Here is a 13,738-nt window from a genome sequence, read left to right as displayed (position 1 = left end):
GTAATACCAATAGGCCCCGGAATCTCCGACGCCGAACCACCGAACACCCGGCGCACCGCCGTCCGCAAGTAGCTGATCATTTCGACACACCTCCCCGCGAAATCCATTGCTGCAGCAGGACGATTGCCGGGCTGGCAGGATTTGCACGCGCGCCCCCTTGCTCCCGACCCCTGATCGTCCGCGCTCCAGTCCGGTTAGGCGGTTCGTGCTTCGCGTCGTGAGCGGATCGCCAGGCGTCGCACGTGCCATGCCGAGTAGATTCCTCCGCATGCCATGAGCCACGGGACGGCGATCACCGAGCCCGACAGGACTGTTACGACCGCGACCAGCACGATGCCCAGCGCCGAATCCGCAAGCCGGACAAGGAAGATGTGGCGCGACATGCGCCGGGCGACCACCTCGGTGACATGGGGTAGTCCCGCTGCCCAGACCATCAAGTACGCGACCCACCCGAGCACCAGCAGGGGGTCCACGGCTTGACCGGTCAGCAAGGTGCCCAGGGGGTTGGCAAGCAACGTCAGCGCGACGCCGCCGACTCCGGTGCCGGTGATCAGCAGCCACGTCGCGCGGTGGACGAGCCGCTGCGCGGCGACGGCGTCCTGCCTCATCTTGGCGACGAAGTTCGACAGCAGGAAACTGCCCGCGCCGTTGATCACGACCTGCAGCGGTGCGACGACGAGGCGACCGGCTTCGAGCATTCCCACCGCGGCCGTGGACACCAGCAGCGCGACCAGGGCGCGTGAACCGAGGAGTGCGGCCGGACGCAACGAGGCCTGCAAGGATCTCCAGGCGGCGAACGACATCACCGCGGGCAGGCCGGCGGTTCCGGCCCGCAGCTGCCGCAATTCCGCTGCGGGCAGCTGCACAACGCCCACGAACACCGCTGCGGCCGCTCCGACGGCCATCGACAGGAACAGCGCCGGCAGCGAGACCCCGGCCACCGCTGCTGGTGCGAGCGCGAGCACCGTCCCGGTGACGTGCACGATGTCGTTCCCCACGAGGTGCCAGAACTGCAATCTGGCCATGAGCAACCGCCGCACCGTTTCCGCGGCCAGTCGCAGCACTGCCATCGTCCCGAAGGCCAGTGCGGTAGCTGCTTCGCCGTCGCGCAGCAGCAGGGCCGTGCCGACTGCGGCGGCGAAGCACAGCATCCAGCCCGCGAGGGCGCTGGTGACGATGCTGGCCCGGGTGCGGGGTTCGTGGCGGTCGAGGACCGCTAGCGAGTCACCCACCCAGCCCGTGTACAGCGCGATCGCCGTCACCAGCAACGCCAGCAGCAGCACGAAGGATCCGAACTCGGCGAGCCCCAGCGTGCGGGCGGCCAGCACTTGGAGCACCAGGCTCGTGCCCGCGGTGATGCCCTGCGACAACACCGGGGCGGCGACCTTCGCGACGAGGCGCCGTTTCGGCGCTCGCGCGCCGGTCGTGGTCATCGGGATGGTTGCGGGGCGGGAGATTCGCCAGCACGCCAGGCCGGGGCCGCCCCGGCGAATGTCAGCACGTACCCGGTGATCGTCCCGCCGAACAGCTGGAGCTGCTCGCGCAACCTGCGCAGCGAACCGAGATCGCCGTCTCGCCGCACGGTCACCACCACCCCGTCAGACGCGCTGATCAGCGACGTCGTCTCCGGCTGGGAGATCAGCGGGGGCAGGTCCACCAACACCAGGTCGTAGCGCGACCGCATCTCCGCGATCACCTGCTGCAGCAGTCCGGAACGCAGCTGCTCCCGGGAGTAGGGCCGTCCATGCCCCGCGGGCACCACGCTGAACCCGACCCCGTTGCCCAGGTGCACCGGGTGCGCCGACTGGGCCAGCGACGCGGTCCCGGTGGCGATCGAAGTCAGCCCGGGCCAGTCGGCCAGCCCCAGGATCTGCGACAAGTCGCGGGAGCGGAACGCGGCGTCGACCACCAGCACCTGCAGGCCGTCCCGGGCGGCGGCGCCGGCGATCTGCAGCGTGGTCGTCGTCGCTCCCTCGCCGCCAGACGGGCCCGTGACGAGTACGACTCCCCTGCCCACCGTCGACCGCAGACCGGAGGCCACCAGCTGGTAGGAACGCAGCGGCGGGACGCCCGGTCTGCGCAGCGCCAGGATGGCCTGGGCGGGCAGCGTCTCGATCTCGCCGAGCACCGGTTCGTCGACGACGCGGGTGAGGTCGTCGGCATCTCGCACCCGGTGATCGCGATCAGCGCGGAACCAGGCAAGCGCGCCCGCGAGCATCAGGCCGACGGCCGTGCCGATGGCGAAATCGCGCAGGACCCCGCGCCAAGGGCTCGGGCCGTCCGGCGACGCGACATCCACGAACGACACCCCGTCGGCGAACTGGGCCGCCACCACCTGGATCCGGGTGATCTGCTTGTCCAGATCGCTGAGCGTCGGGCCCGCGGCCGAGCCGACGGGGCTGCCCGGCGGGACCGCGCCTGCCTCCGCCACGATCGCCGCGCGTTGCGCGTTCAGCGTCTCCAACGCCTTGTCCGTGGCGGCGACCACCTCGGCCCTGGACCGGTCCTGGTAGGCGGCGATGACGGCGTTGGCGATCAGCACGGAACGCTCGAAGCCCGGCCCGTCGACCTTGATCTCGATGGACTCACCGCTCGAGGAGGCGTCCGCGGTGATGGCGGCACGCAGCTGCAGCACCGTCTCGTCGCCGCCGAGCCGGACACGCGCGTCGTCGAGCACTTCGTCGGAGGTGACGAACAAGGCCCGCTGCTTCACGTATCGGAGGAAGCTCGACTCGCTGGCCATCTCGATCCCGAGCACGCCGGTCTGGTCGGGTGCCTTGAGCACGATGCGCGCTTGCGCGCTGCGGCCGTCGCCCGCCACCAGCGGGACCAACAGGCTGATCAGCACCGCAGCCGCCACGATCCCCAACGAGATCCAGCGATACCGCCACAACGAACCGAAGATCGTCGGTGCCGGGTGGGCGTCGTCCATCGACCGTCATTCCGCTCTGTGTGCCAAAAGGGGGATTCCTCCGGGCAGGCCGGCGCTCATCGGTAACGCACCGGGCCCCTGCGGCGAATACCGCGTGAGCGCAGTGATCGGAGACCGCTAGGAAGATCGCGGCCGATGAGGCAAGTCAACCGGTCTGGCTACCCGGGAGGAGAACTACCGATATTTTCAGTATTCAGACGATGGTGATCGCCTGTCAAGTTCCTCCGCCCGGCGGCGCCGCCCGTTGGCCTACCCAGTGATTTCCGCGCGTGTTGCGCAGGAACGAAAGGCTTCGATGACCACCACCGACATGCCGAAATCCGGGTTCGCGGCGGCGTTGCGCCGGTTGCCGTCCGCGCAGAAGTCGGCCAAGGGGGCGCCGGCCTACTCGCGGTTCGTCAACCGCAGAGCGGGTGGCTACCTCGCGGCGGCCGCCTTCCTGCTCAAGGCGACCCCGAACCAGGTCACCGCTGTCAGCGCGATGTTCACCTTCGCCGGCATCACCGCCGTTGCCACCGCCGCACCGTCGTGGCCGCTGGGCATCGCGGTGGGCCTGGCGCTGGTCGTCGGGTACGCGCTGGACTCGGCCGATGGGCAACTCGCCCGGTTGCGGGGCACCAGCAGCATCGCGGGCGAGTGGCTGGACCACGTGATCGACAGCGCGAAGATCGCCACCCTGCACCTGGCCGTGCTCGTCTGCGCGTTCCGGTTCTTCGGCCTCCCCAGCGGTTTCCTGCTGGTCCCGCTCGGTTACGCCGCCGTCGAGACCGTCATGTTCTTCGCGATGATCCTCAACGACCAGTTGCGCCGCGGCCATCATTGCGGTTCCGGCGCACCGGCGCCCGCCGGGGCGCCGCCTTCGATCCTGCGGTCGTTGCTGGTCCTGCCGACCGACTACGGGGTGCTGTGCCTGGCTTTCCTGCTGCTGGGATCCCCGATGGCGTTCTCCGCGGTCTACGGCGCGCTCTTCCTGCTCAACACCGCCTTCCTCGCCGCAGCGCTGCCGAAGTGGTTCGGCGACATGGCGCGCCTCGACGGCGCCGTTGCGGAACAGGTGCGGTGACGATGCCCACCATCGGATACGCGCCCGGCGCCTTCGACATGTTCCACATCGGACACCTCAACATCCTGCGGCGAGCCAGCAAGGAATGCGACCACCTGGTGGCGGGTGTGGTGACCGACGACGTCCTGCTGAAGGTGAAGGGCCGCAAGCCGGTCATCCCCTTCGAGGAGCGGTTGGAGATCGTGCGCAACATCCGGTGTGTCGCCGAGGCCATCGCCGACCAGTACGAGGACAAGTTCCGCATGTGGGAACGCCTCCGGTTCGACGTGCTGTTCAAGGGCAGCGACTGGCGCGGCACGGCACGCGCCGACGCGTTGGAGCGCAAGCTGTCCGCCGTCGGGGCGCGGATCCGCTACTTCAGCTACACCACCCACACGTCCAGCACCCTGCTGCGGCAACGAATCTCGCTCCCCTCGCCCAGCGTGCTCGGCGAGCTGGAGCCCGGGCCGACATGAACCGCCCACGTCGCCGCGACCGGCTCGTGCCCGCAATCGCTGTCGTGACCGCGCTGCTGGCGGCCTGCACCGCGAACAACAACGACACAACCGCAGCGCATCCCGTCGACGCGACGATCACCACGACGGACTACCCGGTGCCCGCCGGCGCGCTCTTCGTCGCCACCAACGGGAAAGACTCTGCGCAGGGCGATAAAGCGCGACCGCTGAGCAGTCTCGGCGAGGCGGTGCGCCGAGCGCAGCCCGGCGCCACGATCGTCCTGCGAGAAGGGACGTACCGGGAGACGGTCGGCATCATCGGCAAGAAGTTGTCCATCCAGCCGTATCCGCGTGAGCGCGTCTGGCTCAAGGGCAGCCGGGTGGTCGCGCAGTGGTCCCGCGACGGCGATGTGTGGCGGCACGCGGGCTGGAACGTGCCGCTGTGCCGGACCTGCTTCCTGCCTGAGATCATCGACCCGGCGCATCCGCTGGCCGGGCTTCCGGACATGGTTTTCGTCGACGGCAAGCCGCTTCGGCAGGTGGGCGAGCGGAGATCCGTCACCGACGGCACGTTCTACGTCGACGTCGCGCGCGAGGAGTTGGTGATCGGCGAGGACCCGGCCGGGCGGTTCGTCGAGGCGACCGAATTCGCCTGGCTGCTGCAGTTCGACGGCGCGGGAGCCGCGGGCAGTTCGCTGCGCGGGATCGGGATCGCGCACTACGGCTCGAACCAGAAGTACGGTCAGCGCGGCGCGATGGTCGTGGTGAACGCGCCGTCGGTGGTGTTGGAGAACAACACCTTCGCCGCTTCCGCCTCCAGCGGCGCAGCGGTCTTCCAACCCGATGCGAACGTGATCGGCAACCAGTTCCTCGACAACGGTCTGGTCGGCTTGATGGCCAACCGGGCCGACGGGCTCCGGTTGGCCTCGAACACTTTCGCGCGCAACAACAACGAGAACTTCGCCTTGACCGGCGAGGCCATCGGAGCGGCGGGTGCGAAGGTGACGCGCACAAAGCGGGCGTGGGTGTCCGACAACACGTTCGCCGACAACATCGGCACCGGCTGGTGGTGTGACCTGGGGTGCACCGACGCCGTGGTGGTCCGCAACGTCGCGCGGGGCAATGCCGTGAACGGCCTGTACTACGAGGTTTCGGCGAGAGCGCTGATCGCGTCGAACGTCGTGGTTTCCAACGGCGGGCGCGGCATCAAGGTCTCCAGTTCCGACCACGTCCGGCTCGTGCACAACACGTTCGTCGACAACGGGATCGAGCTCGGGCTGTACAACGACAAGCGGTCTGCGAGTTCGGACCCCTACAGCGCAGAACTGGGCCTGTCCTGGATCACGTACAACACCGAACTGGTGAACAACTTCCTGATCAGGCAGCACGACACCGAGCCGTTCATCGAGTCCGCCGACTACAAACCGCACCCCAAACCGGCGTCGCCGTTCCTCTCCGCCAGCGACGGCAACGCCTTCCTACGGGCGGCGGGCTCGGCACCGCTGGGCACTTGGTCGCTCGGCTCTGGTGAGATCGTCACGATCCACACGCTGCCGCAGTTGCGGGAACGGACGGGACTGGACCTGCACAGCCTGGCGGTAGCACCGCCGCCCGCCCCGTTCCGCGATCCGGACCGGGGCGATTACTCGCTCCGCCGATCCACGCCGGGTGTCCGCGCCGGTCAGGCCCTGCCGCCGGATGTCGCCCGGATCGTCGGCATTCCACCGCTCGACCACCCCGACATCGGCGTGCTCACCGGCCCACGCGGGTGAGCGTGGGGACGCCTGCTCCGACGTCCCCGCTGGATCAGCCGATGCTGCTGCGCGGGGTGCTGAGCACCGCGCCGTCGGCGTCGACCGCCCTGACCCAGTACTCGTTCCTGCCCTGGGGCGCTTGGTCGTCGGTGAAGCTCATCGTCGTCACCGACCACGGCCAGGCGCTGCTGGTGGTGGTGTAGATCGGGTTCGCGGTTCCGCCGCGCATCACCTCGTAGCGGATCTCCCGGTTCTGCGCGTCCCAAGTTCCCGTCCAACTGATGGAGATTCCGCCGAACAGGCGTCGGTTGAGCTTCGGAGCGGGGAAGGGCACCTGCGGCCCGTTGTTGACAGCGCTGGGCTCGCCCCGGGCGGCGAACCGGGTCAGCGACTGCTGGGCGCTGCCGTTGACCATCGTGAACTCGCCGCCGACCACCACGTAGCGACCGTCGGCGTCCACTGCCCACGGCCCGTTCAACCACGGGCTGCTGGCGGGGCCGCCGTTGGTGTTGGGCAGCCACGGCAGCAATTCCGGAACCGGGTCGCCGAAGCGCACGTGGTTGACGTCGCGCTGGGCCGTTCCGGTGGCGATCGTCGTTTCGGCGAGCAGCCGGTGGTAGTCGATCGGTCCGTTCTCGGGGACGGCGTTGATGGCCTCGCAGTTGTGGGTGTGCGAGGCGCTGTAGAGCACACCCCCTGCTACCGCGACGCTTTGGGTGTCGCCGTAGCAGCCGTCCAACCAGCGCGGCGTGCCGGTGGCGATGTCGATGGCGCCTCTGCCCTCCAAGCGGGGATTCCCGCCGCGCCAGTTGTAGGATCCGAGGTAGACCGTCCCAGTGCCGTCGGTGACCAGGTCCGTGATCGTGTCATCGGGCGAGGGCGTGACCCATTCCCACGGCACGAGGGCACCGCTGGCCGCGTCGACCGCGGTGAGTCCGTGCCGGTAGGTGCCGTTGACGTTGTCGAAGGCTCCCCCGATCACCGTGCGCCCCTGGGCCGGGGCGGCCAGGACCGCGAAGACCTCCCGGTCCGCGGTCGGCGCCCAGGGCAGCAGCGCACCATTGCCGGTGGACACCGCGGCGAGCCGGGTGCGCGGCACGCCGTCGACGGCGTTGAAGCCGCCGCCGAGGTAGACGGTGTCGGTGGTGATCGACAGGCCACGGACCCGGCCGGCCACGTGGGGCTTGAAGTTCGGATCCAGCGCGCCGGTCGCGGCGTCGAAGGCGGCCACGCGCGAGCGCCACTGACCGTCGACCTTGTCGAAGTCGCCGCCGACGTAGACCTTCTTCCCGTCCGGGGAAACCTCGATCCGGAACACGGTGTCGCAGATCCAACGCCCGGCGTCGGCGGGCTTGCAGAACGGTCCCGGGTCCGCGCCGGAGAAGACGCTGCCGCTGACCACCGGTGCCCACGGCAGGAGCTCGCCGGTGGTCACGTCGAAGGCCAGCAGGTTGTTGCGGGTGACCTCACCTGGTCCCCCCGGCGCCACGCCGGCCGGGCGCGCCTTGCTGAACCTCCCGCCGGCGATGGCGGTGTTGCCCGCGATGGCCACCGCGAAGACGACACCGTCGGTCTGCGGCGTCGGCAGCGCCCCGGCGGTGACCGGCTGCGGCAACTCCGCGGCGATCGCTGCCGGCCCCGGCACCACCGATGCCGACAACGCGGCGACGGCCACTGCGGCGACGCACGACAGCTTCCGCGCGCGATTCATCGGACCTCCTTGGTTTCCGGCATGGACACGGCCGCTGTGACGGCAGCCCGCGCGCCGGGCAGCCCGCGCGGCGTGGGCCTGCGCCTGCCCACGAGCAGGACTCGGGCGGCCAGTTCTTCGTACTTCTGCGCTACCCCGTCCCACGTGTAGCGGTCGAGCGAGGCCACCTGCTCTCGCCCGCGCAGCAACGTGCCCGGTGGGTCGGCTTCCGCCGCGTCGCACAACGCCGCGAGATCGCCAGGATCGCGGAAGTAGCGGCCGAACGAGCCGAGGACTTCGCGGTTGAACCGCACGTCGAAGGCGGAAGTCGGGGCGGCGGCGCCCATCGCGCGCAGCAGCGAGGGGTTGGTGCCGCCGACGGAATGACCGTGGATGTAGGTCAAGGTGTTGCCGTAGAGCTGGTCCAGCAGCCGCTGGTCCCACACCGCGCCGAGCAGCCGCACGCGGGGATCGCCCTTCGCCGCTCGCGCGATGCTCGCGGTGTATTCGTCGGCGTAGGGCGCCGATCCCACCACGACCAGCGGGTGGCGGGCGGTGCTGCGGAGGTAGCCCTCGACTGCCACGTGCACGTGGTTCTCCGGTTCGAACCTGGCCACGACCAGGTGGTAGCGACGGGGGCCGAGCCCGAGTTCGGTGATGCCGTCGGTCCCGACCTCGCTGAGGACCGGTGCCCCGTAAGGGATGTAGTCGGTCTCGGTGTTGAAGCGATCGCGGTAGTAGTCCTGGATTCCCCGGGCGTCGGCGATCAGCGCGTCGGACCAGCGGACGGCGAGCGCTTCGGCGCGGCGGTAGTAGGCCGACCCCGCAGGTCCCCACTTGGCCCGCTTCCACTCCAGGCCGTCGACGTGGGTGATCGTGGGAATTCCGCGGAGCCCCAGCAGGGGCAGCAGCGGCGCGTTGGCGGCGTTGAACACCACCGCAACCTCCGGTGGCCGCACCACCGCGTGCAATGCCGAAAGGGCCGTGTGGCTCAGCGTTTCCAGTGTCTTGCGGCGCAGCGCGGGAAAATGCACCAGGCGCATCCCGAGGTGGCGCTCGGGGCGGGGGCCGCGCCCGCCGAGGTTGCGGCAGTACACCGTGACCTCGTGTCCGCGCTGGACCAGTCGTCTCCCCACCTCCTCGACGCACGTCTCGAAGCCGCCGTAGCGCGCGGGCACGCCGCGGGTTCCGATCATCGAAATCCGCATTCTCGCTCTACCGTTTCGTCGAAGGGCAGCCACCGGATCACGACGGGCAGCCCCGAAGCCGCACAGCTGTTTTCGCGCGGCTCACTCGATTCGGTGCCCAGCTTGTAATATGTCGACGGCGGGCAGTCGTTACACCGATTCCGCAACCCGTCTTCGGCGCATTCGCGCCCGAACCCACCTGATCCGAGGACCGGCCGTGAGCTGGAATGCCCTTCGACGCCGCTATGGCGTCGCGCGTCGCCGGGCCTTCGACGCCGAGCGCTGGCCCGTCGTGTGCGTGCTCGCACTGATCGTGGCCAGCGAATACAAGTTCCGCGTTCGCGCCGACGACCAGTCGGTGTCTGGCTCGCCCGACCTGTTCGTGCTGGCCGAAATCGCCGTCTACGCGGCCGTGGCGTGCTTCCTGTTCCTGCGCTTCCGCCCCACGTCCCAGGTGCGGCGCGCCGGCTGGATCACCTGTTCGGCCTATGCCTACGCGGCGGTCCTGGTGCTCTCGGCGCTGTACTCGCCGTACCGCGAACTGGCCCTCGTGCGGGCCTGCCAGGTCGTGGTCGTGCTGGCGCTGAGCCGTTCGATCGCCCGCCATTGCGCCCGGGATGCGTTGCACCGCATCGCCCACGCCTTCGCAGTCCTGGTCAGCGCCTCGGTCGTCTTCGGCGTGGTCGTGCCGTTCCCCCGGCTTCCGACGCAGCTCGACAGGTTCACCTGGCTGCACCTGCATCCGGTGGACGCGGGCCAGTTCCTCGCGCTCGCGGTGGTGATCCTGGTGGCGTACGCCTTCGGCCACCGGTTGGCCCGGCCCGGCCCGCACTGGCCGCTGCCCGTCTACCTCGTGCTGCTGACGATCTGCGCCGCCGGGTTGATCGGGAGCAACACCCGGGGGGCCGCGTTCGGGGCGATCGTGGGTTGCCTGGTGATCGCGGGATTGCGATGGCGCGGCCGCCGGCGGCTGGAGATCGCGGTGGCGTTGGCACTCTTCCTGATCACCGCGTGGCTCGCCGCGGGGCCGCTGGTCGAGGCTTTCTTCGTCCGCGGTGAGTCCGCCGAGCGGCTCGCGTCTTTGAACTCGCGAACGGACCTGTGGGCTTACGCGTTCGACGCGTTCCTCGAACGCCCGCTATACGGCCACGGTCTCACCGCCTCGCAGGGTTTGTTCCTCGACGAGATCGGGTTGGGCGGCGGGCACAACGGGCTGGTGAACCTGCTCGTCGACGCCGGACTGATCGGCGCGGTGGTGTGGCTCGTGCTGCTCGGCTGCATCTTCACCGCCGCGGTCGCGCTGCGGAACCTCCGGCCCGAGCCGCGACTGGATCGCATCCTGATCCTCGCGGCGTTGTCGGGCTTGCTCGCCAACTCGATGTTCACCGAAGGGCTCGGTGCTCCGGCCAACGTCGCCTGCGTCTGGCTTTTCCTGCTGGCTGCGTGGACGAGCATGGCGAGTACGCGGAACTCGGCCTCGGTGCTGCCATCCCACATCCCCGTCGAAGAGCTGGAGTGACGTTGGTCCGACGAACCGCGCTGATGGTCCATCCCGGTGCCGAGCTGTACGGATCCGACCGCATATTCCTGGAATCGGTCATCGCGTTGACCGAGGCGGGCTGGCGGGTGGTGGTCGCGCTGCCGGAGCGCGGGCCGCTCGCCGACCGCCTGCGCGACCGGGGCGCGGACGTGGTCCTGTGCCCGACCCCGGTGCTGCGGAAGGCGGCGTTGCGCCCAGCCGGGTTCCTGCGGCTGCTGCTGGAAGGCCTGCGAGCAGTGGCACCGACTTTGCGCTTGCTGCGGAGGACCCGCCCCGACGTCGTGTACGTCAATACCGTGACCGTGCCGTTGTGGCTCCTGCTCGCCCGCTCGACCCGGCGATCGGTGATCGCCCACGTGCACGAGGCTGAAGACAGCGCACCACGCCTGATCAGGACCGCGCTCGCCGCTCCCCTGCTGTGCGCTGTCTCGGTCGTGGTGAACAGCGAGGCCACGGCTCGCGTGATCACGCGACCGCTGCCCTGGCTGCGTCGCCGGATCCGCTTGGTCTACAACGGTGTTGCCGGGCCGGTGCATGCCGCGGCCCGTGGCGGTGAGCGACCCGATCCGGTCCGGATCGTGCTGGTCGGTCGACTGTCACCGCGCAAGGGCATCGACGTCGCGGTGCGCTCGATCGCCCGCTTGCGCGCCGATGGCCACGACGTCGTCCTCGAATTGCTGGGGTCCGCGTTCACCGGCTACGAGTGGTACGAGCGGCAACTGGAGGACCTCGTACGGCGTCACGGCCTGGCCGGGGTGGTCGCCATCCGCGGTTTCCGCGCGGACGTGTGGGATGCCTACCGGGACGCCGACATCGCGCTGGTCCCGTCGCGGTTCGAGCCTTTCGGCAACACCGCTGTGGAGGCGCAGCTGGCCGGAACCCCGGTGATCGTGACCGATGTGCAGGGCTTGCCCGAGACCGTCGCGCAGGGGCGCTACGGCCGCGTCGTGCCCGCCGACGACCCCGACGCGCTCGCCGAAGCGATCAGCGATGCGCTTGCCGAATGGCAAGGAACTCTCGACACCGCAGCGCAGGCTCGCGAGCACGCCCAGGAGGTGTTCTCACCGCAGCGCTACCGCGCCGACATCGCCGCGATCGCAACCGACGTCGCCCGCTGCCGCTGACGGAGCCAACGGCCGTCAGTACGCGCCCTGCTTGGTCAGCACCGCGCGCACGGTCTTCCAGAGGATCACGGCGTCCATCGCCAGCGACCAGTTCTCCACGTACCGCAGGTCGAGCCGGACGCTTTCGGCCCACGACAGGTCGCTGCGACCACTGACCTGCCAGAGCCCGGTGAGCCCCGGCTTGACCAGCAAGCGGCGCCCCACCTCGTAGTCGTAGGTCTCGGTCTCCTCCGGCAGTGGCGGCCTCGGGCCGACCAGCGACATGTGCCCGGCGAGGACGTTGAACAGCTGCGGCAGCTCGTCGAGCGAGTACCGGCGCAGCAGTCCACCGACCTTGGTCACCCTCGGATCGCGGCGCAGTTTGAACAACGGCCCTTCCGCATCGTTGGCCGGGTGCAGCGCGGTTCGCATCGCGTCCGCGCCCACCACCATCGTGCGGAACTTCAGCATCGTGAACGTGGTGCCGCCTCGCCCGGTCCGGCGCTGCCGGTAGATCACCGGTCCACCATCGGACAACTTGACGGCGAGGGCGATCACCAGCATCGCCGGCCCGATCAGGCCCAGCAGGAGCAGCGCGCTCACCCAGTCGGCGAGAGCCTTCACGACTCGGCGACCACCGGTGAAGGAGGGTTCGCTCACCTTCAGCATCGGCATCCCCAGCACCGACGACACGTGCAGCCGGGGACCGGCCACCTCCATCAGCACCGGGGCGACGACCATCTCGGCGGAGGTGTCCTCGATCTTCCACGCCAGTTCCTGCAGGCGACGTGGAGTCCAGTAGGAATCGGCGGTGATGGCGACCACCCGGTACCCGCCGCGCCGGACGTGCTCTGCGAGCTCGTCGACATCACCGATCACCGGAACGCCGTCCACCTCGCAGATCAGTCCCTCGTCGGCCTCGGGACGAAGGCACAGCGCTTGGATCTGCCATCCGACATGCGGCTGCTGGCGGGTGCGGGCGATGAGGTCGCGCAGCGTGTGCGTACTGCCCGCCGCGATCACCGGTAGCAGGCACCTGCCGTCGCTGCGGGCGCTGTGCAAGTAGCGGCGCAGCACGTACCGCTGCGCGAGCACCAGAAGCGCAAGCGCGGGTAGGACGCCGAAAACCCATGGCCGCACGTCCAACGGCGGTACCGCAAGCCCCGCGACCGCCAGGACGGCGCCAGCGGAGAAGATCCCTCGCCCCAGGCGCCGGTACTCCTCGTGTCCTTGCCCCAGGACCCTGACGTTCCAGGAACCGGCCAGGGCCCACAACACGGCCACCGCGGTGAGCAACGCCAACACCGGCGGAGGCAGCACCGCGATGTCCAGCACTGCCACCCAGACCGCCCCAGCTGCCGAAGTCATCGCTGTTGCGATGGCGTCGCTGGCGATCACAGCGATTCGGTATCGCCGTTCCCACACCATCGCGGGAAGTGCGGGGAGCGGGTGGGCTGGGGGCGCCGTCGCGTTCAACCGCGGAGCCCGGACAAATCCGGCCGACCCCACCCCGTCCGGCAATGACATCGGTGCGCGCATCGGCTCCTGCATCGGACCCCTCTCCAGTTGGCAGAAACGTCCGCGCGGCAGAGGCGATCGGACGTCAGAGCTATCGGGGCCATCACGAATCCGTTACACGTTCCCCGACGAGAGGTGAACGGCCGTGCGGACTGGAAAAGCTTCGTGCTGCGGCTACGTACAGCCGGGGCTCGGACTCGTCGGGCTCATCGACGGCCCGCTCCGCGCTGGCGCGCCCATCTTCGCAGCCGCTGTGCTGGCCGGTTCGCACGCGGCGCTGTTGGCGGGGCGGCATCAGCATGGGCTCGTCGCATGACGGCAGCCAGACCTGTCGTGATTCGGCGATCATCCGCAACGCGGCGACCGGGACAACTCATCAGCTCCTCGCCAACATCGGCGTGGTGCTCCTCGCACAGGTGGAGAAGTACCCGCGTCACCTACCAGAACCCGGCCTCGCCGGACATCACCGTGACGGTCGATGTCGTGCTCTGCCGAGAAAACTTCCGAAGTCCTAAAA

General features: G+C 69.5%; 10 protein-coding genes. 5 read left to right on the top strand and 5 right to left on the bottom strand.

The features are described 5' to 3' along the window. Positions 1-194 precede the first annotated feature (194 nt). Positions 195-1,433: a hypothetical protein gene (locus AB0I53_RS21950; RefSeq protein WP_358605830.1), complete on the bottom strand. Its 1,239-nt coding sequence runs from the start codon at positions 1,431-1,433 to the stop codon at positions 195-197. Continuing rightward, the gene (locus tag AB0I53_RS21945; RefSeq protein WP_358605827.1) at positions 1,430-2,932 is read right to left on the bottom strand and encodes a cell shape-determining protein; all 1,503 of its coding nucleotides are present in this window, start codon (positions 2,930-2,932) and stop codon (positions 1,430-1,432) included. The genes AB0I53_RS21950 and AB0I53_RS21945 overlap by 4 nt, the downstream gene beginning before the upstream one ends. 295 nt (positions 2,933-3,227) lie before the next feature. On the opposite strand from AB0I53_RS21945, the gene AB0I53_RS21940 reads away from it, so the two are divergent. From AB0I53_RS21940 to AB0I53_RS21930, 3 genes are read left to right on the top strand one after another with little or no spacing between them, the layout of a single operon-like run. Further along, the gene (locus tag AB0I53_RS21940; protein WP_358605824.1) at positions 3,228-3,995 is read left to right on the top strand and encodes a CDP-alcohol phosphatidyltransferase family protein; all 768 of its coding nucleotides are present in this window, start codon (positions 3,228-3,230) and stop codon (positions 3,993-3,995) included. Between the two features lie 2 nt (positions 3,996-3,997). Next, positions 3,998-4,450, top strand: a complete 453-nt coding sequence (locus tag AB0I53_RS21935; RefSeq protein ID WP_358605821.1) for an adenylyltransferase/cytidyltransferase family protein — start codon at positions 3,998-4,000, stop codon at positions 4,448-4,450. Continuing rightward, positions 4,447-6,201, top strand: coding sequence for a right-handed parallel beta-helix repeat-containing protein (locus AB0I53_RS21930; RefSeq protein ID WP_358605818.1), 1,755 nt, complete (start codon positions 4,447-4,449; stop codon positions 6,199-6,201). Before AB0I53_RS21935 ends, AB0I53_RS21930 begins: the two co-directional genes overlap by 4 nt. A 34-nt stretch (positions 6,202-6,235) precedes the next feature. On the opposite strand, the gene AB0I53_RS21925 is transcribed toward AB0I53_RS21930, so the two are convergent. Continuing rightward, the gene (locus AB0I53_RS21925; protein WP_358605815.1) at positions 6,236-7,894 is read right to left on the bottom strand and encodes a hypothetical protein; all 1,659 of its coding nucleotides are present in this window, start codon (positions 7,892-7,894) and stop codon (positions 6,236-6,238) included. Further along, on the bottom strand, positions 7,891-9,069 hold the full coding sequence (locus AB0I53_RS21920) for a DUF1972 domain-containing protein (RefSeq protein WP_358605812.1): 1,179 nt from the start codon (positions 9,067-9,069) through the stop codon (positions 7,891-7,893). Before AB0I53_RS21920 ends, AB0I53_RS21925 begins: the two co-directional genes overlap by 4 nt. Before the next feature lie 208 nt (positions 9,070-9,277). Here AB0I53_RS21920 and AB0I53_RS21915 point away from each other — a divergent pair, with 208 nt between their 5' ends. Beyond that, positions 9,278-10,579 carry an O-antigen ligase family protein gene (locus tag AB0I53_RS21915; protein WP_358605809.1) on the top strand — a complete coding sequence of 434 codons (1,302 nt, stop codon included), beginning with the start codon at positions 9,278-9,280 and terminating at the stop codon, positions 10,577-10,579. After that, positions 10,576-11,724, top strand: coding sequence for a glycosyltransferase (locus AB0I53_RS21910; RefSeq protein ID WP_358605806.1), 1,149 nt, complete (start codon positions 10,576-10,578; stop codon positions 11,722-11,724). The genes AB0I53_RS21915 and AB0I53_RS21910 overlap by 4 nt, the downstream gene beginning before the upstream one ends. A 15-nt stretch (positions 11,725-11,739) precedes the next feature. Here AB0I53_RS21910 and AB0I53_RS21905 read toward each other — a convergent pair whose 3' ends face one another. Further along, entirely contained in the window at positions 11,740-13,254 is a 1,515-nt protein-coding gene (locus AB0I53_RS21905; protein WP_358605803.1) for a sugar transferase, read from the bottom strand. Positions 13,255-13,738: the final 484 nt, after the last annotated feature.

The organism is Saccharopolyspora sp. NPDC050389, assembly GCF_040655595.1.
Lineage (GTDB): Bacteria > Actinomycetota > Actinomycetes > Mycobacteriales > Pseudonocardiaceae > Saccharopolyspora.
The sequence above is the reverse complement of the archived record's forward strand: the minus strand, read 5'-3'. Positions and strand labels throughout refer to the sequence as shown.

Bases quoted from the DNA above. Each gene is read 5' to 3' on its own strand.
- AB0I53_RS21950 (WP_358605830.1), bottom strand. From the start codon at position 1,433: ATGACCACGACCGGCGCGCGAGCGCCGAAACGGCGCCTCGTCGCGAAG.
- AB0I53_RS21945 (WP_358605827.1), bottom strand. From the start codon at position 2,932: ATGGACGACGCCCACCCGGCACCGACGATCTTCGGTTCGTTGTGGCGG.
- AB0I53_RS21940 (WP_358605824.1), top strand. From the start codon at position 3,228: ATGACCACCACCGACATGCCGAAATCCGGGTTCGCGGCGGCGTTGCGC.
- AB0I53_RS21935 (WP_358605821.1), top strand. From the start codon at position 3,998: ATGCCCACCATCGGATACGCGCCCGGCGCCTTCGACATGTTCCACATC.
- AB0I53_RS21930 (WP_358605818.1), top strand. From the start codon at position 4,447: ATGAACCGCCCACGTCGCCGCGACCGGCTCGTGCCCGCAATCGCTGTC.
- AB0I53_RS21925 (WP_358605815.1), bottom strand. From the start codon at position 7,894: ATGAATCGCGCGCGGAAGCTGTCGTGCGTCGCCGCAGTGGCCGTCGCC.
- AB0I53_RS21920 (WP_358605812.1), bottom strand. From the start codon at position 9,069: ATGATCGGAACCCGCGGCGTGCCCGCGCGCTACGGCGGCTTCGAGACG.
- AB0I53_RS21905 (WP_358605803.1), bottom strand. From the start codon at position 13,254: ATGCAGGAGCCGATGCGCGCACCGATGTCATTGCCGGACGGGGTGGGG.